Raw genomic sequence first — 19,138 nt, 5'->3', positions numbered from 1 at the left:
GGAGAGTGCCGAAGGCTGATTTCGACCGATGCGGCTCGGTGTTTCACGCCAGTGACACGGTTGTCGCGGGCGTTACGAGCAGGTGAACCGCTGGCCGAAAACGAGCCGTTTGACCGCGCTGGGTCAGAACACGGCGGCTACCCGACCGAGACGAACTCGGGGATGTCCTGGACCACCCGCTCGGAGAGCCGCTCAACCCCGGGCACGCCCTTGTACTGCCGACTGGCCGCCTCGGAGGTCTTGCGGACCCGGGTGTTCAGCCGCTCGGAGCGCACCTTCTTGGCGATGTCCACCGCCTGCTCGCACATCACCGCAGCCTGCTCCGGCTCGTTCTGCAAGAGGTGCACACTGGCCATTCCGACCAGATTGAAGGCGTAGCTGCGGACGTGGTCGCCGTCCTGGCGGAACAGGTCGACCGCGCGCTCCATGACGGGCGCCGCCATCTGCGCGTACAGCGGGCTGCGGCTGGAGGTGTAGGCCAGGTCGCGGAAGGAGTGCGCGTTCTCCGCGTTCAGCTCGGCCTCGGAGAAGAACTTGAGCCAGTCCGGGCTGCCGTCGTTGGCGCGGGTGTCGCTGAAGGTGTCCTCCGCCAGCCGGGCCGCCCGGGCGCACCGGTTGACCTCGCCGATGGTGGCGTAGGCGCGCGCCTCCATCGCGTACAGCAGCGACTGCTGCCGGGCGGTGGCGGTGTCCCGGCTGCCGTACTGGGCGAGGTGGATCAGCTCCAGCGCGTCCTCGCCGCGGTTGAGGTGGATCATCTGCCGGCTCATGTCGGTCAGGATCAGGGCGCCGAACGGGCGGTCGCCGGCCTCCTTCGCCGCGTGCAGCGCGAGCACGTAGTACTTCTGCGCGCTCGGGTGCATGCCGACGTCGTACGACATCCAGCCGGCCAGGTGGGCCAGCTCGGCGGTCAGCCGGAACAGCCGCTTGGTGGTCGACTCCGGGTAGGTCTCCTGCAGCAGGTCGGTGACCTCGTGGAGCTGGCCGACCACGGCCTTGCGGCGCAGGCCGCCGCCGTTCTGCGCGTCCCACTGGCGGAACATCTCGGTGGTCTGTTCGAGCAGCTGCAGCTCGGGCTCGGACAGCCGGCCGGTGTACGGCTCGCCGCCGTTGGCCGCGGCCAGGATCGGCGTGGGCGCGCCGGTCGGGCCGGGGGTGAGCCAGCGCTGCATCGGCTCGATCAGCGCCGCGCCGGCGGTCAGCGCCAGCGAGGTGCCGAGGAAGCCGCGCCGGTTGAGCATCAGGTCGCTGCGCGAGTACTCGCTGATCAGCTGGACCGTCTGCGGGGCGCTCCACGGCAGGTCGACCGTGCTGCCGGCGGTGGAGACCTGGACCGTGGCGCGCAGGCCCAGGTCCTCGATCGAGACCACCGAGCCGAAGCGCTCGGAGAACAGCTCGGACATGATCTTCGGGATCGGCTCGCGCGGCTGCTCGCCGTCCAGCCAGCGGCGGACCCGGGAGGTGTCGGTGGAGACGTGGTGAGCACCGATCTGGCGCGCCCTCCGGTTCACCTGGCGCGCGAGCTCGCCCTTGGACCATCCGCTGCGGGTGAACCACGAGGTGAGCTTCTCGTTCGGTTGCTTGTCTGCCATGGGACCGTCCCCATCCCGCCCCGAGTCCGGGGCCCTGCTCGTCCGACCTGCCCTACCGCCACCGGTGTGAGCAGTCCACTGCATTCCGTAGTGTCGAACGTAGCGGGCCTTGCGCCATCCGGGGGAGCACCGCCGGGGAAACGCCACCTTTCGCCACCCCCACGAGTGAACAACCACGGCCCGCGGCGCGCTTCACTAATACTCAGCTCCCCTTGACCCCGGCAATTGCCGGGGCGGAAGCGACCGGATCGAATCGGTGTGCGCCACGCCGCGCGCGCCTCGAACACACAGCGCGCCCCGCGTCGGACAATCGACGCACCGTCACCGTCCCGTAACCACCGGCAACCAGAATCTGTTGGGGGAGGCATGGACAACCTGTTGGGCGATCTCCGGCTCGGCACCCTGCGGTTCGCCCCGCTCGCCGCTCGCCGCCGCACCAAGCCCTCCGCGCCCCGGGCGGCCGCCGAGTACACCGGCCGCTGGGGCTGGTCCGTCGCCGTCGGCACCGCGCCGACCCGCGCCGACGGCCGGTGCGACTGCGGCACCGCGCACTGCGCCGCGCCCGGCCTGCACGCCGGCGCCGGCCCCGCGCTCACCGCCCGCGAGCTCGACCTGCCGCGCACCGCCGACGGGCCGCTGCTGCTCCCCACCGGCCTGCACTTCGACGTGCTCGACGTGCCGGCCCAGCCCGGCCTGCAGGCCCTGGTCCGGCTGGAGCGGATGGGCACCCAGCTGGGCCCGGTGCTCGCCTCCCCCACCGGGCGGCTGCTGCTCTTCGTCGCCCCCGGCACCGCCCAGCGCCTCCCCGACCTGCTCTACCGGATGGGCTGGGACGACGCCTCGCTCGACCTCGCCTGCCACGGCACCGGCGGCTACGTCGCCGCGCCGCCCACCCCGCTCGGCGCGCTCGGCCCGATGCGCTGGCTGCGCCGCCCCACCCGGGAGAACGCCGCCTGCCCCCCGGAGGCCCGCCTGCTGCTCGGCACCCTGGCGTACGCCTGCCACCGGCACCTGCGCGACACGGGCAACCACAACAGGGGCGCGAGGAACAGCGCGCCCGACCACGCACTGACGTAGCACGCGTGCCGGTCGCGCGGTTCCTCGCGCCCCTGAGGACCGGCCGTCAGCCGAGCAGCGCGTCCACGAACGCACCCGGCTCGAACGGCGCCAGGTCGTCCGCGCCCTCGCCGAGACCGATCAGCTTGACCGGCACGCCCAGCTCGCGCTGGACCGAGACCACGATGCCGCCCTTGGCCGTGCCGTCCAGCTTGGTCAGCACGATGCCGGTGATGTCCACGACCTCGGCGAACACCCGCGCCTGGACCAGCCCGTTCTGACCGGTGGTGGCGTCCAGCACCAGCAGCACCTCGTCGACCGGCCCGTGCTTCTCCACGACCCGCTTGACCTTGCCCAGCTCGTCCATCAGGCCGGTCTTGGTGTGCAGCCGGCCGGCGGTGTCCACCAGCACGGTGTCCACGCCCTCGGTGATGCCCTGCTTGACCGCGTCGAAGGCCACCGACGCCGGGTCGCCGCCCTCCGGGCCGCGGACGGTGTGCGCGCCGACCCGCTCGCCCCAGGTCTGCAGCTGGTCGGCGGCGGCGGCCCGGAAGGTGTCGGCCGCGCCGAGCACCACCCGGCGGCCGTCGGCCACCAGGACGCGGGCCAGCTTGCCGGTGGTGGTGGTCTTGCCGACGCCGTTGACGCCGACGACCAGGACGACCGCCGGGCCCTCCTCGTGCTTCACCGAGCGGACGGTCCGGTCGAAGTCCGGGCCGATCAGGTTGATCAGCTCCTCGCGGAGCAGCGCGCGCAGCTCGTCCGGGGTGCGGGTGCCGAGCACCTTGACCCGGGTGCGGAGGTTCTCCACCAGCTCCTGGGTGGCGGCGACGCCGACGTCCGCCGTCAGCAGGGTGTCCTCGATCTCCTCCCAGGTGTCGTCGTCGAGACGGTCCCGGGAGAGCAGGGTCAGCAGGCCCTTGCCGAGCGTGGACTGCGAGCGCGAGAGCCGCGAGCGCAGCCGCACCAGCCGGCCGGCGGTCGGCTCCGGGACCTCGATCGCGGGAGCGGCGACGGCCTCCTCGACCACCACCTCCTCGACCTCGGGCTCGACGGCATCGGGGGCGGTGGTCTCCGCCGTCGGCGGCGCGGCCCCCTCCTCCGCGACCTCGGGCGCCTCGGTCTTCGGGGCGGGCGGCGCGGTGACCACCGGGGTCCGCGCCGGCGCCGGGGGCTCCACCTGCTTGCGTCGTCTGCCGGAAACGACGAGGCCCACGGTCGCGCCGACGGCGACCACGGCGATGACTACGGCAAGGATCACGTATTCCATAACCCGTCCAGTATCACGTAGGGGTCTTGCGTTCCTTGTGCTCCTCGCGGAGCCGCTGGCTGATCACCTGGGAGATGCCGTCCCCCTTCATGGTCACGCCGTAGAGGGCGTCCGCGGACTCCATGGTCAGCTTCTGGTGGGTGATCACGATCAGCTGGGAGCTCTCCCGCAGCTCCTCCATGATCGCGATCAGTCGGCGCAGGTTGGTCTCGTCCAGCGCCGCCTCCACCTCGTCCATCACGTAGAACGGGCTGGGACGCGCCTTGAAGATCGACACCAGCATCGCCACCGCGGTCAGCGAGCGCTCGCCGCCGGACAGCAGCGACAGCCGCTTCACCTTCTTGCCCGGCGGCCGCGCCTCCACCTCCACGCCGGTGGTCAGCATGTTCTCCGGGTCGGTCAGCACCAGCCGGCCCTCGCCGCCCGGGAACAGCCGCGAGAAGACGCCCTCGAACTGCGCCGCCGTGTCGTGGTACGCGGCCGTGAACAGCTGCTCGACCCGGGCGTCGACGTCCTTCACGATGTCCATCAGGTCGCGCCGGCTCTTCTTCAGGTCGTCCAGCTGCTCCCCGAGGAAGCGGTGGCGTTCCTCCAGCGCCGCGAACTCCTCCAGCGCCAGCGGGTTGACCTTGCCCAGCTGCTGGTACGCCCGCTCGGCCGCCTTCAGCCGCTTCTCCTGCTCGGCGCGGACGTACGGCCGGGGCTCGCCCGGCTCCTCGCCCTCCTCCGGGACGGGCGGCGGCACCAGGGTGTCCGGGCCGTACGTGCCGAGCAGTTCGCCGCCCTCGATGCCGAACTCCTCCAGCGCCCGCGTCTCCAACTGCTCGATCCGCAGCCGCTTCTCGGCCCGCAGCACCTCGTCTCGGTGGCTCGCGTCGACCAGTTTGTCGAGCTCCGCCTTCAGCTCGCGGCCGTGCTCGCGGAAGGAACGCAGCTCGGCCTCCCGCTCGGTCCGCAGCTGCTCCACCTCGGCTCGCTCGGCCTCCGCGGCGGTCAGCGCCTCCTCCAGCCGGCCCAGCAGCTGCCGCGCACCGGACGCCACCGCCGACGCCACCGCCGCCTCCCGGCGGGCCCGCTCGCGCCGCTCGGCCGCCCGCGCCCGCGCCTCCCGCTCGCCGCGCGCCGCCCGGTCCAGCTGGTCGGCGCGGCCCGCCAGCCCGCGGACCCGCTCCTCGTGGGTCCGGACCGCCAGCCGCGCCTCCATCTCCGCCTGCCGCGCCGCCGACCCGGCCGCCGCCAGCCGGTCGCGCTCGGCGCCGTCCGGCTCGTCCTCGCCGGACTCCGCCAGCTCCTCCGCAACCAGCAGCCGTTCGGCCAGCTCCTCGGCCGCCTCGCGGGCCTCGGTCAGCCCCTGCTCCGCCTTGGCGACCGCCGCCGCCAGCCGCTCCGCCTCACCGGCCGCCGCGCGCGCCTGACCACCCGAACGGCCCAGCGCGCCGGCCAGCTGCGCGCGCTCCTTCTCCCCGCGCCGCCGCTCGGCCTCCACCGCCTCGACCTCGGCGGCCAGTTCCCGCCTGCGTTCCTTGCAGCCGTCCAGCTGAGAGGCCAACTCCCGGCACCGCACGTCCAGTTCGTCGATCTTCCGGGCCGCGTCGGCGACCGCCGCCTGGGTCTCCAGCAGGCTGGGCGCCCCCGCCGCGCCGCCCTGCGCGAAGGTCGCCGACAGCACGTCCCCGCCCCGGGTCACCGCCGTCAGCTCCGGCTGCGCCGCCACCAGTGCCGCCGCCGCGGCCAGGTCCTCGGCGACCACGGCACCCGTCAGCAGGGCCCGTGCCGCGGCCACGACCTCCGCCGGACCGGAGACCAGGTCGCCGACTCCGCGTCCCGCCGGGGGCGCGGGGACCCGCGCGGCCGGCCCGGCGACGAGCAGCGCCGCCCGGCCCGCGTCCTGCTCGCGCAGCAGGCGCAGGGCCTCGACGGCGGCCCCTACCCCGTCCACCGCCACCGCGTCCGCCGCCGCGCCGAGCGCGGCCGCGACGGCGACCTCGTACCCGGGCTCGACCACCAGCAGCTCCGCCGCCGCGCCCAGCACGCCGCCGGGCCGGTCCGGGCCGTTCAGCAGCGCTCCGCTGCCGTCCTTGCGGCGCAGCCCGAGCGCCAGCGTCTCGTGCCGCGCCGCCAGTCCGGCGCGTTCCCGCTCCGCGGCGGCGCCGGCGTCCCGGACGTCGCCCAGCTCCCGTTCGAGCTCGGCCAGCGCCGCCCGCGCGGCCTCGTACGCCGCCTCCAGCTGCTCGTCGCCGGCGTCCAGCCCTTCGGCCTCCTCGCGCAGGGCGCGGTACTCGGCCTCGGCCTTCTCGGCGCGCTCGACGGCCTCGTCACGGGCGGCGGCCAGCCGTCCGGTCTCGGCCTCGGCGGCGGCCGCCCCGGAGCGTGCCGCGGCCGCCCGTCCCTGCAGGCGGGCGAGGCCCTCCCGGCGCTCGGCGATGGCCCGGGCGGCCGCCTTCAGCCGGCCCTCCTCCGCGGCCAGTCCGCGCTCCAGCTCGCCGCGCGACTCGACCGCCTCGGCCAGCGCGTACCGGGCCTCCTCCAGCGCCTCGGCCAGCGCGGCCTCCTCCTCCCGGACGCGCCCGGCCTCCCGTTCCAGGTCTTCCGGGTCGCGCCCGCGCCGGTCCTCGGCCTGCCCGGCGCCGACCGCGGACCGGACCCGGGCCTCGGCCAGCCCGATCGTGCCGCGGGTCCGCTCCCCGAGCGAGGACAGCCGGTACCAGGTCTGCCGGGCGGCCTCCAACTGCGGGCCGAGCTGCTCGACCTGGGCCTCCAGTACGGCTTCCCGCTGGACGGCCCGGGCCAGCTCCTGCTCCACGGTCGAGCGGCGCAGCTTCAGCGCCAGTTCGTCGGCGACCTCAACCTCCACGGCCCGGCGCAGGCTCAGCAGGTCGTCGGCGAGCAGGCGCAGGCGGGCGTCCCGCAGCTCGGCCTGGATGCCGGCCGCGCGCCGGGCGATCTTCGCCTGGCGGCCCAGCGGCCCGAGCTGTCGGCGCAGCTCGGCGACCAGGTCCTGGACGCGGTTGAGGTTGCCCTGCATCGCGTCGAGCTTCCGCAGCGCCTTCTCCTTGCGCTTGCGGTGCTTGAGGACGCCGGCCGCCTCCTCGATGAAGGCCCGGCGGCCCATCGGGTCGGCGTGCAGCACGGAGTCGAGCTGCCCCTGGCCGACGATGACGTGCATCTCGCGGCCGATGCCGGAGTCGGAGAGCAGTTCCTGGATGTCGAGCAGCCGGCAGACGTTGCCGTTGAGCGCGTACTCGCTGCCGCCGTTGCGGAACATCGTCCGGGTGATGGTGACTTCGGTGTAGTCGATGGGCAGCGCGCCGTCGGTGTTGTCGATGGTGAGGCTGACCTCGGCACGGCCGAGCGGCGCGCGGCCGCTGGTCCCGGCGAAGATGACGTCCTCCATCTTGCCGCCGCGCAGGGACTTGGCGCCCTGCTCGCCCATGACCCAGGAGAGCGCGTCGACGACGTTGGACTTGCCGGAGCCGTTGGGGCCGACCACGCAGGTGATGCCCGGCTCGAAGCGCAGCGTGGTGGCCGAGGCGAAGGACTTGAACCCGCGCAGGGTCAGGCTCTTCAGGTGCACGTGTCCGTCCTCCTCGCCGGGCCGCCGGGTCTACCGCTGGCGACTGTATCCGGACAGGTGCGCACCGGAGGTCGAGGAGGTGGTTTCACCACGCCGGGGGCCGGGCAGCCTCACGGCAAAGGTGTCCCGGACACGACGAAGGGACGTCGGCCAGGACGTCCCTTGCATGCTGCCGTCCCTTGTGGGGAGGCTGAGTGCACAACAGCGTCGATCCGAGAGATCGCAGTATCAGGTGAGGGCCGGCTCCCGCTGGTCCAGGTCGATGCTGTTGAGCAGCGAGTGCTCGTCAGCGACAGCGGTGAGAGCGTCGTTCTCGGCCTGGAGCTTGATGAGCTCGTTCTCCAGGTCCAGGACGCGCTGCTGCAGCCGTCGCATCTCGGAGAGCATTCGCGGGTCGGGGCCGCCGACGTACCCGAGAAGCGCCTTTGCCATGATGTATGGTCCTCCACGCTGAGTGACCGAACCGTGTACGGTATGGGTCTTGGGGGAAGGGTGCGCACGCGTCCACGCCGTCGGACGTGCTGGCTGGGCACTGCGGGGCGACCGGGATGAGCTGGGCCCATTCGGTACGGCCCCGTCGACATAAACGCAGACCTGTGCGCGGGCTTCCAGCGTCTCACCAAAGACCCTACGGGTCAACACGATCACCGCACGCTACCGCGCCCCTGTCACCTGCATGGCGGGATGGGCACGCCACGGGTAGGGGTCAAAGGATCACTACGCTGCGGAGTCAACCACGAGTCCGCCCAGAAGGCAACCGTATGACACCGGCAGTTGCCGGAGGCTCTCCTCCTACCGGCAACTGCGGTGTGCTCATCGGATCACGAAGCCGTCGTACCCGTCCCCGGTGGCCGACCAGATCTCGGTCACGCCGGTGACCTCACCCGGAGTGTCCGGGCCGCGCAGCGCGGCGAGCAGTCGCTCGCACTCGCCGTGCAGCCCTTCCGCCACCACCTGCACCCGGCCGTCGCCGAGGTTGGCGGTGTAACCGGTCAGCCCGATCTCCAACGCCCGGGCCCTGGTCCACCAGCGGAAACCGACCTCCTGCACCCGGCCGCGCACCCAGATGGTGGCGCGGACCGGCCGCAGGCCGTCGTGACCTTGCATGTGTCCCCCATGGTCGGGCATCCAGTGCCCGAACGGAGCGGGCTTCACCGGCCTTCCACCGACCCCCACCGACCCTTCGCACACCGCGCGACGGTCAGAAGCCACCGCCGAAGTCTCCCCCACCGCCGAAGTCGCCGCCGCCGCCGAAGTCCCCGCCGCCGAAGCCGCCGTCCGACCCGCCGTCGAACCCGCCGAAGTCGCCGGAGTCGAACTCGGCGCCGGAGTACTCGCCCGCGTCCGCCCCGCCGTTGGGGTCCACCCCGGCCGCGTAGGCGTAGCCGGGGCTGGCCAGCGCCGAGCCGAGCACGGTCCCCACCAGCAGGCCGGGCAGCATCCCGCCGCCGAAGTAGCCGCCCGCCCACGGGCTGTAGGCCGGGCCGGCGTTCCAGTACGGCTGACGGCCGTACTCGGTGTCGACCGTCCGGACGTCCGGCGCCCGCCCGCTCTCCAGCCGGGCCGCGTCGGCCGCGCACGCCGGGACGGTCCGCGCGGCGCCGCCCGCCGGGGCGTAGTCCACGTCCTGCACCGACGGCCCGTGCCGCGGGTCGAAGAAGCACGGCACCCGGCGCTCCGGCAGCGGCAGCTTCTCCCGCCGGGCGGCCAGCGTCGCCAGTGCGAAGCGCCCGTCCTCCAGCGCCTCGGTGACCGGCCGGACCTCCGCCGGCGCCTTCGCCTGCTCCATGATCCGCTTGGCCCGCTCGTACGAGTCCAGGGCGTGCGTGTAGTCGGCGCGCTGGGCGTCGTCCGCGTCGGCGGCGCCGGGGTGGAAGTCCAGCCGGTCGAGCTCCTCGCCGAAGGCGGTGATGTCCTCGTCCACCACGGTGCGCAGCTGCGCCAGCTCGGCCCGGGCCTGCTCGGCCTTGCGCTTCTTCGACCGCCGCAGCAGCAGGAACCCGCCGCCGCCGACCAGTGCCAGCAGCGCCACCGGGACGACGATCGCGGCGGCCGAGACGCCCCCGCCGCTCACTCCGCTCCCCTTGGTCTGCGGGATCGCCTGGTCGACGAAGTCGTTCACGGTGGCGCCGATGTCGTTCGGGTGGGCCCGGAAGGCCGCGCCCGCGATCCGGTCGGCGGACGCCGGGGGCAGCGCCTTCCGGTCGGAGAACGCCTTGAACTGGTCGCCGCGCCAGATCGCGTACACGCCGACCACCCCGACCTCGGCCCGGATGTCACCGGCGATCGTCGCCGCCGGGTACTCGGGGGTCGCGGGCACCACCATCACGAAGATCGGCTTGTCCGCCTTCTCCAGCTTCTTCGCCAGGTCGGCCGCCTGCGCCTCGGAGAAGCGGCCGGTCATCGCCGGGTCGACGTAGACCTGCGTCTGCTTCAGGGCGGCGGACGCCGCGTCGACCCCGCCGGCCGCCCGGGCCGGTCCGGCGGCGAGCAGCAGCAGCAACCCGAGCAGCGCCGCCAGCAGGGCGGCGGGTACGGCGGCCCGGGGACGCGCGATCGCGGTTCTCATACCTCGAACGGTACTCGGCCCGACGACCGGACCCCGCGCTACCTCAGGTGGAGACACTCCCCCTTCCGCGTCCTCCGCCAGGCGGGGTCGGTCCCCGTCGAGCGGACGATGCCGGGGCCCTCCGGCACCGGGCATAGTGGTGCCTGCCCACGCGTCACCATGCTCGGAACCGGAGCCAGTCCTTGATCATCGGCCTTGTCACCGCCGTCGCCGCCTCCGTCTGCTACGGCACCGGTTCGGTCCTGCAAGCCCTCGGCACCCGCCGCTCGGCCCGGCAGGAGGCCGCCGCCGGCGGCGCGACGACCGAACACGGCGGGCCGAGCCTGTCCTCCACCGCCAAGGCGGCGGTGACCTGGGAGTTCATCCTCGGCACGGTGCTGGACTTCATCGGCTTCGGGCTGGGTGCGCTGGCCGCGCGCCTGCTGCCGCTGTTCCTGTCGCAGACCATCATCAGCGCCAACCTGGTGATCACCGCGGTGCTCAGCGTCAAACTGCTCGGCCTGCGGCTGAAGCAGCTGGAGTGGGTCTCGATCGGGGTGCTGTGCAGTGCCTTGGTGCTGCTCGCGGTGGCCGCCGGGCCGGAGGGCGGGCACCACGCGCCGATGTCCTTCCACTGGTGGCTGCTGGCGATGTCCGTGGTGCTGATCGCCGGCGGCAGCCTGATCGTCCGCCGGCTCGGCCGCAGCGGCGCCATCGTCGCCGGTCTGCTCTCCGGCCTCGGCTTCGGCGCGCTCGGCATCGGCGTGCGCGTCCTGAACGGCGTCGAGCCCTTCCACCTCGGGCAGCTGCTCTCCGACCCGGCGCTGTACGCGATCCTGGTGGGCGGCATCGGCGGGATGTACCTGCACACCGTCGCCCTGCAGATCGGCTCGGTGAACGGCGCGACCGCCGCCCTGGTGGTCGGCGAGACCGTCGTCCCGGGCGCGGTCGGCGTCATCTGGCTCGGCGACTCCTCCCGGGCCGGCCTCGGCTGGCTCGCCGCCTTCGGCTTCGTGCTCGCCGTCGTCAGCGCCGTCGGCGTCGCCTACTTCGGCGAGCACGAGACGGAGGACGCGAACCACCGCAGCCGCGAGGAGGAGCCGTCGGCGGCCCCGCACCTGTGAGGGCTCAGCGCGGGGGGCGCTGGCAGCGCGGGCAGAAGTAGCTCGACCGGTTCATCCAGGCGGCCCGCCGCATCGGCGTCCCGCACCGCCGGCACGGCTGGCCCTCCCGCCCGTACGCGTCCAGGTCGCGCGAGAAGTACCCGCTCTCGCCGTTGACGTTCACGTACAGGCTGTCGAAGCTGGTGCCGCCGACCGCCAGCGCCGCGTTCATCACGTCCCGTGCGTGGCCGAGCAGTTGCAGGGCGATCGGCCGGGTCAGCGTGGCGGTCGCCCGGTCGTAGTGCAGCTTCGTCCGCCAGAGCGCCTCGTCGGCGTAGATGTTGCCGACGCCGCTGATCAGCGTCTGGTCGAGCAGCGCCCGCTTCACGGTGGTGCGCCTGGCCCGCAGCGCGCGGACGAACGCCTCGTCGTCGAAGCGCGGGTCGAGCGGGTCGCGGGCGATGTGCGCGATGGAGACCGGGGTGTGCTCGGGGTCGTCGGGCTCGGCCTCCTCGACGGCGAGGCCGCCGAAGGTCCGCTGGTCGACGAAGCGCAGCTCCCGGCCGCCGTCGGAGAAGCGCAGCCGCACCCGCAGGTGGATCTCGTCGGGCGCCGCGGCGTCCTGCACCAGCAGTTGGCCGCTCATGCCGAGGTGGCCGACCATCGAGAGCCCGTTGCCCATCGGCACCCAGAGGTACTTGCCGCGCCGCTGCGCGGCGCCGAGGGTGGCGCCGGCCAGCATCGCGGTGAACTCGTCGGCACCGCCGCCCTGTCGGCGGACGGCGCGCGGGTGGAGGACTTGGGCGTCGGCGACGGTGCGGCCGGCGACCCAGCGGGCCAGACCGCGCCGCACCACCTCGACCTCGGGAAGCTCAGGCACCCGGCAAGTCTAGGCCCACCGGCCCGTGGGGCCGGCAGGCCTCAGGCGGCTGCGCCCGAACCGGGCCGGTCGTCGCCGAACTTCGCCTTGATCGCCCGCCACGCGGACTCGGCGGCCTTCTGCTCCGCTTCCTTCTTGGAGCGGCCGCTGCCGGTGCCGTAGTCGTCGCCGGCCACCCGGGCGGCGGCGGTGAAGGTCTTCTCGTGGTCGGGACCGGTCTCGGTGACCACGTACTCGGGCACGCCGATGCCGACCGCCGCGGTCAGCTCCTGCAGGCTGGTCTTCCAGTCGAGTCCGGCGCCGAGCTGGGCGGACTCCGCGATCAGCGGGTCGAACAGGCGGTGGACGAACACCGTGGCGGCGTCCAGGCCCTGGTCGAGGTAGACCGCGCCGATCACGGCCTCGACGGTGTCGGCGAGGATCGACGACTTGTCACGGCCGCCGGTGCCCTCTTCGCCCTTGCCGAGGCGGATGAAGGAGCCGAGGTCCAGGCCGCGGCCGACCTCCGCGAGCGCGCGGGAATTGACCACCGCGGCACGGAGCTTGGCGAGCGTGCCCTCGGCGACCTCCGGGTGGAGGCGGTAGAGGGTGTCGGTCACCACGAGGCCCAGCACCGAGTCGCCGAGGAACTCCAGGCGCTCGTTGGTGGGCAGGCCACCGTTCTCGTACGCGTACGAGCGGTGGGTCAGGGCGCGTACCAGAAGGGCGCGCTCGAGCGTGTACCCGAGGCGCCCTTCCAGGACGTCGTATTCGGTCGAAGCCGGCCCGCCGCCCTTGCCCCCTGCGGGAGCCTGCTTGCGAGAGGAGTTGCTTCCGTCCGACATCGAACCGTGCACCCCGCCGATCAGACCGAGAGGACCTGGCGACGGTTGTACGTGCCGCAGCTCGGGCACGCGATGTGCGCCAGCTTCGGCTCGTGGCAGCGGTCGCACGCGACGAGCGCGGGGGCGACAGCCTTCCACTGCGAACGGCGGTGGCGCGTGTTGCTGCGCGACATCTTCCGCTTCGGAACAGCCACGGCTACTTCTCCTGGTTCTCGGCGAGACCCTCACGGGTACCGCTGTTCTTGTCTTCGTCACCCTCGTCGCCGGGGGCGGCGGAGAGTCCCTGCAGAGCCGCCCACCGGGGGTCGGCGGCGTCGTGGTGGTGGTCCGGGTCGTCGCTCAGGCGTGCCCCGCACTCGGAGCACAGGCCCAGGCAGTCGTCCTGGCACACCGGCTGCAGCGGCAGTGCGAGCACCACCGCGTCACGCAGCACCGGCTGGAGGTCGAACAGGTCGCCCTCCAGGCGGTAAGTCTCCTCGTCCGACTCCTCGTCGAGGTCGTCGGTCCCGGCGGTCCGGGCGCGGTGGCGCTCGTCGGACTCCGGGTAGTAGTACAGCTCCTGGAAGTCGACCTCCAGGTCGTCCTCCACCGGCTCCAGGCAGCGGGAGCACTCGCCCTCGACATGGGCCTCGGCGGTGCCGGTCACCAGCACGCCCTCGACCACCGACTCCAGGCGGAGCTCCAGCGTGATCTCGCTCTTCTCCGGAACGCCGATCACGTCCGCGATCCCCAGGCCCTCGGGGGCCTCCAGGGAGCGGGACACCTTGCGCATCGAGCCGGGGCGACGGCCGAGCTCATGCGTGTCGAACACGAGCGGGTCGCGGTGGTCGAGGCGGTTCAAGGTGTCCTGACTTCCTGGCGGCGGCACGCATCCCTGCGTGGCGCGGTTGGTTCTTGCGGAGCCCGTTCGCGGGCACACGGCGGCCGCGGCGCGAACAGGCCGGAGTGGTCAGACTACCGGAGAGAGGCGCCAGGCCCAACTTCGGTCGCCGTCAGCGGCCGCCGAGCTCCCGCAGCCGGGTCATGTCGATCATGCTGGTGTCGAAGAAGCTGGTCTCGTCCAGGCTGCCCTGCTGCGGCAGCTGCGCGGCCTGCTGCTGCTGCGGGTAGCCGTACTGGTCGTAGCCCTGCTGGTAGCCCGCCTGCTGCTGGTAGTACGGGTCCACCGGCTGCTGGTAGGCGTACTGGTTGCCGTACGGGTCCACCTGCGGCGCCTGGGCCGGGTCGTAGCCACCGCCGTACACCTCGGCGTACTGGGGGGTCTGCGGCTGCGCGTACGGGTCCTCGCCGGGGGCCTGCCAGCCGGCCGCGGCCGGGGTCTGCTCCGGCCAGCTCTGCTGCTGCGGGACCTCTTCGCGGTACCAGGGCTGCTCGGCGTCCTCCGCGGCGAAGCCGGCGGCGACCGCCTCGGCCCGGTCCTTGAGCTGCTGGGCCTCGTCGGCGGCGGCCAGGTAGGCGCCCAGCTCGTCGATCGGCGCCTTGCCGAGCAGCTTGTCGCGGCCCTTGCCGACCGCCTGCAGGGTGGCGCTCAGCACGCCCTCCAGGGTGGCGAGCTTCACATCGACGTACTCGTCCACCTCGGGGCTGGGGCTGATCCGCGGCTGGAACTCCTCGCCGTCGCCCTCGCCCTCCGCCTCCGGCTCGTAGATGCCGGACTCGCCGCGCAGCTTGACCCGGCCGCGGCCGACCGCGCCCAGCGTCTTGGTCAGCACGACCTCGAAGTTGGCCAGCTTGGAGTCGACGTAGTCGTCCGCCTCGGCGCGCTTGCTCTGCACCTCGGCGCGGGCCTCGGCGAGGATCCGGTCCGCCTCCGCCTGGGCCTGGCGGACCACCTCGGTGTCGGAGATCAGCGAGCCGCGCTCGTCGTGCGCCCCGCGGATGATCTGGTCCGCCTGCGCCTGGGCGTCGGCCACCATGCTCTGGTGGTCGGCGACCACCGACTGGGCCTGCGCCAGCTCGGCCGGCATCGCCTCGCGCAGGTCGCGGAGCATCCCTGTCAGCTCGGCACGGTTCACCACGCAGGAGGCGGACATCGGCATCGCCTTGGCCTTCTCGACCATGGAGACGATCTCGTCGAGCTTCTGCTGCACGTCCACGGGCGTCTTCAGTCTTTCCGTGTGCCGCCGAGGTGCGGCGGAGGCAGACCCCGTCGGCGTCGCGGCGCCCACGGGGCGGGGATACAGACTGTACGTCCCCGGCCCCCCGACCTCACAACGCCCTGTCAGTTCTTCCGTTCGGCGATCCGCTCGACCAGTCGGGCGTTGACCACCCCGGGCAGCAGGTGGGAGACGTCGCCCCCGTACGAGGCGACCTCCTTCACCAGGCTGGAGGAGAGGAAGCTGTACGTCGGCGAGGTCGGCACGAAGAGCGTCTCCACGCCGGTCAGCCCGTGGTTCATCTGGGCCATCTGCAGCTCGTAGTCGAAGTCGCTGACCGCGCGCAGGCCCTTGATGATCGCCGGGATGCCGCGGTCCCGGCAGAAGTCCACCAACAGGCCGCTGTGCGACTCCACCTGGATGTTGCCGTACTGCGCGGTGGTCTCCTCGATCAGCGCGATGCGCTCCTCGATGGTGAACATGCCCTGCTTGTTCTTGTTGATCAGCACCGCGACGTGCACGACGTCGTACAGCTTCGAGGCCCGCTCGATGATGTCGAGGTGGCCGTTGGTGATCGGGTCGAACGACCCAGGGCAGACGGCGCGGCGCATGTCGGGTGCTCCCTTGTGCCCCATTCCAGGGACGTGGCAGTGGTGCTACGAGTCTTGGTCGGACCCGTCGGCGGCGCGACCGTACCAGAGGGTGCCCTCGCCGTACCGGCGCGAGCGGAGTGCGTCGAAGCCCTCCGGCCACAGGAACTCGCCGCCGCGAGTGCTGCGTTCCACGGTGACGAGTGCATGCTCCGCTAGCCAGCCCCCGGCTGTCAGTGTGATCAGCATCTCGCGCACCTCCTCGTCGGTCACCGCGTACGGCGGATCGAGGAAGACCAGGTCGTACGGGGTCGCCGGCGGCGGGCCGCCGATCACCCGTTCGGCCTTGTCCGCGCGCACCTCGGCACCGGGCAGGCCCAGCGTCCGGACGTTCTCCCGGATGGTGCGCACCGCGCTCGCGTCGGACTCCACCAGCAGCGCGTGCTCCGCGCCCCGGGACAGCGCCTCCAGGCCGACCGCGCCGCTGCCGCCGAACAGGTCGAGCATCCGGGCGCCGCGGATCGGCCCGCCCAGCGCCTCCAGCGTGGAGAACATCGCCTCCCGCGCCTTGTCGGACGTCGGCCGGGTGTTCCGGCCCGGCGGCACCGCCAACCGGCGGCCACCGGCCACCCCGGCAATCACGCGGGTCATGGGTCTCCTTCTCGCAGCTCGGCAACCACGATAAGGGGCGCGGGGCTCAGCCCCGCGCCCCCGTTTCCGGTTGCGCCTACGCCTCGGCCGCCCCCAGCAGCGCCGGCGAGGCGTAGCGGGACCAGCTCAGGCAGCCGTCGGGCGGGCAGTACTCGGGACGGCGCGGGTCGTGGCCGAGCTCACGGAGCTTGGTGCGGACGGAGTCGGGCGTCCGCCCGTAGCGGGCGGCGATCCGGGCGATGGTCTCGCCGTCGTGGAAGCGGCGGACCAGCTCCTCCTCGTGCTGCGGCACCCACGGCGCGCCGTGCCCGGGGTACAGCTCGCGCAGCACGTCCCGGTCGGGGATCGGCTCGGAGACGTCGGCGACGATGGACAGCGCGCGCAGGGCGCGGTTGAGCGCGATCCGCAGGGAGGCGACGTCCTCCACCGGCAGCCGCAGTTCGCCGCTGGCGATCGGGATGGCGGACGCGCCCTCACGCCAGCCGGTCAGGGTGAGGGCGACTTCGCGGTCGTCCTCGCTGGCGAGCTCGATCCGGAAGACCTTGTCGCCGAGCGGGAGCTCGTTGAGGTGACGGAATGCCATGCAATGACCCCCAATTCTCGCGCCGGGGAAGCCCGTTGGCGTGCTCCCCGAACAACTTCATTCTCTCTTGGGGCACTGACAATCGGCTTCCCGCCGGACCGGGGGCGGGGTCAGCCCTTCTCCAGGTACTCCGCGCGGTCCTCGTCGAGCAGGCTCTCCAGGGCGGTGCGCAGCTCGGGGTGGGCGGCGAGGTCGGGGTCGGCGGCGACCAGCCGGGTGGCCTCGGCCCGGGCGGTGGCGATGACCTCCTCGTCGTCGAGCACCGAGAGGACCTTGAGCGAGGACTTCACCCCGGACTGGGCCTGGCCGAGGACGTCGCCCTCGCGCCGCTGCTCCAGGTCGATCCGGGAGAGCGCGAAGCCGTCCAGCGTGCCGGCCACCGCGTCCAGCCGGGCCCGCGCGGAGCTCGCCCCGGGCATCTCGCTGACCAGCAGGCACAGCCCTGCGGCGCTGCCGCGGCCGACCCGGCCGCGCAGCTGGTGGAGCTGGGAGACGCCGAACCGGTCCGCGTCCATGATCACCATCACGGTGGAGTTGGGGACGTTGACGCCGACCTCGATCACGGTGGTGGCGACCAGGACGTCCACCTCCCCCGCCGCGAAGCGCTTCATCACGTCGTCCTTGGCCTCGGGCGCGAGCCGCCCGTGCAGGATCTCCACCCGCAGCCCGGCGAGCGGGCCCCTGGTGAGCATCGCGGCGGTCTCCACCACCGACAGCGGCGGCCGCCGCTCGTCGCTGCCCGCGCCCGCGTCGCCGGGGTCGCCGGGGCCGGTGAGGTCCTCCAGGTCCTCTGCCGCCTTCCGCTTCTTCTTCCCGGCGCCCTTCGCGTCCGGCTCCTCGTCGCCGATCCGCGGGCAGACCACGTACGCCTGGTGGCCCTTGCCGACCTCCTCGCGGACCCGCTCCCAGGTGCGGGCCAGGAAGTTGGGCTTCTCCAGTGAGGGCACCACGTGGGTGGAGATCGGCGAGCGCCCGCTCGGCAGCTGGTCCAGCACCGAGGTCTCCAGGTCGCCGAAGACGGTCATCGCGACGGTCCGCGGGATCGGCGTCGCGGTCATCACCAGCAGGTGCGGCGGCTGGCCGCCCTTGGCGCGCAGCGCGTCCCGCTGCTCGACGCCGAAGCGGTGCTGCTCGTCGACGACGACCAGCCCGAGGTCCTGGAACTGGACCTTGTCCTCGATCAGGGCGTGGGTGCCGATGGTGATGCCGGCGTCGCCGCAGGCCATGTCGAGCATCGCCTGGCGCCGCGCGGGGGTGCCCATCGAGCCGGTGAGCAGCGCGACCCGGGTGCCCTGCTCGGAGCCGCCGAGCATGCCGCCCTCGGCGAGGTCGCCCATCATCTCGACGATCGAGCGGTGGTGCTGCTGGGCGAGCACCTCGGTGGGCGCGAGCAGCGCGGCCTGCCCGCCGGCGTCGACCACGGCGAGCATCGCGCGCAGCGCGACCAGGGTCTTGCCGGAGCCGACCTCGCCCTGGAGCAGCCGGTGCATGGGGTGGTCGGTGGCGAGGTCGGCGAAGATCTCGCCGCACACCTTCTGCTGGCCCTCGGTCAGGGTGAACGGCAGTCGGGCGTCGAAGGCGTCCAGCAGACCGCCGGGGGCGGCCTCGCGCGGGACGGCGGGCAGGGCGGAGTCGGCGGCCCGGCGCTGGGCGAGCGCGACCTGGAGGACGAACGCCTCGTCCCAGCGCAGGCGTTGCTGGGCGCGCTCGCGGTCGGCCTGGCTGCGCGGGCGGTGGATCAGCTCCAGCGCCTCGGGCAGCGGGATCAGGTCGTGGTCGGCGCGCAGCTCGGCGGGCAGCGGTTCGCCGACGTCGCCGAGGTGCTTGGTGAGCGCGGTGTCGATGCAGATGGACAGCTTCCAGCTGGGCATCTGGGCGCTGGCCGGGTAGACCGGGATCAGCCGGCCGGCGAACTGCGCGGCGGCGGCGGTGCCTTCGGCGCCTTCGGTCTCGTCGAGCAGCTGGTAGTCGGGCGAGGCGAGCTGCCGGGTGCGGTTGAACAGGCCGACCTTGCCGGCGAACAGGCCCTGCGCGCCGGGGCGCAGCTCCTTCTGCCGCCAGCCCTGGTTGAAGAAGACCAGCGACAGCCGGGCCCGGCCGTCGGTGACCACGACCTCCAGCCGGTCGCCCTTGCGGCCGCGGAACGGGATCAGGGTGACCTTCTCGATCCGGGCCAGCACGGTGACGTGCTCGTCGACCTCCAGCTCGTCCAGGCTGGTGAGCTGGCCGCGCTCGACGTACCGGCGCGGGTAGTGGTGCAGCAGGTCGCCGACCGTGCGCAGCTTGAGGCTGTCGGCGAGGACCTTGGCGGTACGGTCGCCGACCAGCTTGGTCAGTGGTTCATCGAGAGCGCCCATCGTGACCTGTTTAC

General features: G+C 73.1%; 17 protein-coding genes. 2 read left to right on the top strand and 15 right to left on the bottom strand.

The window, feature by feature from the left end:
- Positions 1-137: 137 nt before the first annotated feature.
- Complete coding sequence (gene nsdA / locus ABEB06_RS24940) at positions 138-1,592, bottom strand: transcriptional repressor NsdA (RefSeq protein WP_345699120.1); 1,455 nt, start codon at positions 1,590-1,592, stop codon at positions 138-140.
- 366 nt (positions 1,593-1,958) lie between these two features.
- Between nsdA and ABEB06_RS24935 the strand changes: the two genes are divergently transcribed.
- Positions 1,959-2,669, top strand: a complete 711-nt coding sequence (locus ABEB06_RS24935; protein WP_345699119.1) for a bifunctional DNA primase/polymerase — start codon at positions 1,959-1,961, stop codon at positions 2,667-2,669.
- Between the two features lie 46 nt (positions 2,670-2,715).
- Here ABEB06_RS24935 and ftsY read toward each other — a convergent pair whose 3' ends face one another.
- The 5 genes from ftsY to ABEB06_RS24910 all read right to left on the bottom strand — a co-directional run bounded on the left by ftsY (position 2,716) and on the right by ABEB06_RS24910 (position 10,061).
- Entirely contained in the window at positions 2,716-3,918 is a 1,203-nt protein-coding gene (gene ftsY / locus ABEB06_RS24930) for a signal recognition particle-docking protein FtsY (RefSeq protein WP_345699118.1), read from the bottom strand.
- Positions 3,919-3,931: 13 nt separating this feature from the next.
- The gene (smc, locus tag ABEB06_RS24925) at positions 3,932-7,492 is read right to left on the bottom strand and encodes a chromosome segregation protein SMC (RefSeq protein ID WP_345699117.1); all 3,561 of its coding nucleotides are present in this window, start codon (positions 7,490-7,492) and stop codon (positions 3,932-3,934) included.
- Positions 7,493-7,720: 228 nt separating this feature from the next.
- On the bottom strand, positions 7,721-7,924 hold the full coding sequence (locus ABEB06_RS24920) for a hypothetical protein (RefSeq protein WP_345699116.1): 204 nt from the start codon (positions 7,922-7,924) through the stop codon (positions 7,721-7,723).
- A gap of 381 nt (positions 7,925-8,305) precedes the next feature.
- On the bottom strand, positions 8,306-8,599 hold the full coding sequence (locus ABEB06_RS24915; protein WP_345699115.1) for an acylphosphatase: 294 nt from the start codon (positions 8,597-8,599) through the stop codon (positions 8,306-8,308).
- Between the two features lie 94 nt (positions 8,600-8,693).
- The gene (locus ABEB06_RS24910; RefSeq protein ID WP_345699114.1) at positions 8,694-10,061 is read right to left on the bottom strand and encodes a hypothetical protein; all 1,368 of its coding nucleotides are present in this window, start codon (positions 10,059-10,061) and stop codon (positions 8,694-8,696) included.
- 182 nt (positions 10,062-10,243) lie between these two features.
- On the opposite strand from ABEB06_RS24910, the gene ABEB06_RS24905 reads away from it, so the two are divergent.
- The gene (locus ABEB06_RS24905) at positions 10,244-11,164 is read left to right on the top strand and encodes a DMT family protein (RefSeq protein ID WP_345699113.1); all 921 of its coding nucleotides are present in this window, start codon (positions 10,244-10,246) and stop codon (positions 11,162-11,164) included.
- A gap of 4 nt (positions 11,165-11,168) precedes the next feature.
- Here ABEB06_RS24905 and mutM read toward each other — a convergent pair whose 3' ends face one another.
- The 9 genes from mutM to recG all read right to left on the bottom strand — a co-directional run bounded on the left by mutM (position 11,169) and on the right by recG (position 19,124).
- The gene (gene mutM / locus ABEB06_RS24900) at positions 11,169-12,023 is read right to left on the bottom strand and encodes a bifunctional DNA-formamidopyrimidine glycosylase/DNA-(apurinic or apyrimidinic site) lyase (protein ID WP_345699112.1); all 855 of its coding nucleotides are present in this window, start codon (positions 12,021-12,023) and stop codon (positions 11,169-11,171) included.
- Positions 12,024-12,064: 41 nt separating this feature from the next.
- Complete coding sequence (gene rnc, locus ABEB06_RS24895) at positions 12,065-12,847, bottom strand: ribonuclease III (protein WP_345699111.1); 783 nt, start codon at positions 12,845-12,847, stop codon at positions 12,065-12,067.
- Between the two features lie 20 nt (positions 12,848-12,867).
- Positions 12,868-13,041 carry a 50S ribosomal protein L32 gene (gene rpmF, locus ABEB06_RS24890; protein ID WP_344639841.1) on the bottom strand — a complete coding sequence of 58 codons (174 nt, stop codon included), beginning with the start codon at positions 13,039-13,041 and terminating at the stop codon, positions 12,868-12,870.
- Between the two features lie 2 nt (positions 13,042-13,043).
- Positions 13,044-13,688, bottom strand: coding sequence for a YceD family protein (locus ABEB06_RS24885; protein WP_345699110.1), 645 nt, complete (start codon positions 13,686-13,688; stop codon positions 13,044-13,046).
- 151 nt (positions 13,689-13,839) lie between these two features.
- Positions 13,840-14,943, bottom strand: coding sequence for a F0F1 ATP synthase subunit B (locus tag ABEB06_RS24880; RefSeq protein ID WP_345699109.1), 1,104 nt, complete (start codon positions 14,941-14,943; stop codon positions 13,840-13,842).
- A 125-nt stretch (positions 14,944-15,068) separates the two neighbouring features.
- Entirely contained in the window at positions 15,069-15,554 is a 486-nt protein-coding gene (coaD, locus tag ABEB06_RS24875; RefSeq protein ID WP_345699108.1) for a pantetheine-phosphate adenylyltransferase, read from the bottom strand.
- 45 nt (positions 15,555-15,599) lie between these two features.
- Complete coding sequence (gene rsmD / locus ABEB06_RS24870) at positions 15,600-16,184, bottom strand: 16S rRNA (guanine(966)-N(2))-methyltransferase RsmD (protein WP_345699107.1); 585 nt, start codon at positions 16,182-16,184, stop codon at positions 15,600-15,602.
- A 76-nt stretch (positions 16,185-16,260) separates the two neighbouring features.
- Positions 16,261-16,767, bottom strand: coding sequence for a hypothetical protein (locus tag ABEB06_RS24865; protein ID WP_345699106.1), 507 nt, complete (start codon positions 16,765-16,767; stop codon positions 16,261-16,263).
- 110 nt (positions 16,768-16,877) lie between these two features.
- The gene (gene recG / locus ABEB06_RS24860; RefSeq protein WP_345699105.1) at positions 16,878-19,124 is read right to left on the bottom strand and encodes an ATP-dependent DNA helicase RecG; all 2,247 of its coding nucleotides are present in this window, start codon (positions 19,122-19,124) and stop codon (positions 16,878-16,880) included.
- Positions 19,125-19,138 lie beyond the last annotated feature (14 nt).

Source organism: Kitasatospora terrestris, assembly GCF_039542905.1.
Lineage (GTDB): Bacteria > Actinomycetota > Actinomycetes > Streptomycetales > Streptomycetaceae > Kitasatospora > Kitasatospora terrestris.
This window is presented reverse-complemented; position numbering and strand designations above follow the sequence as displayed.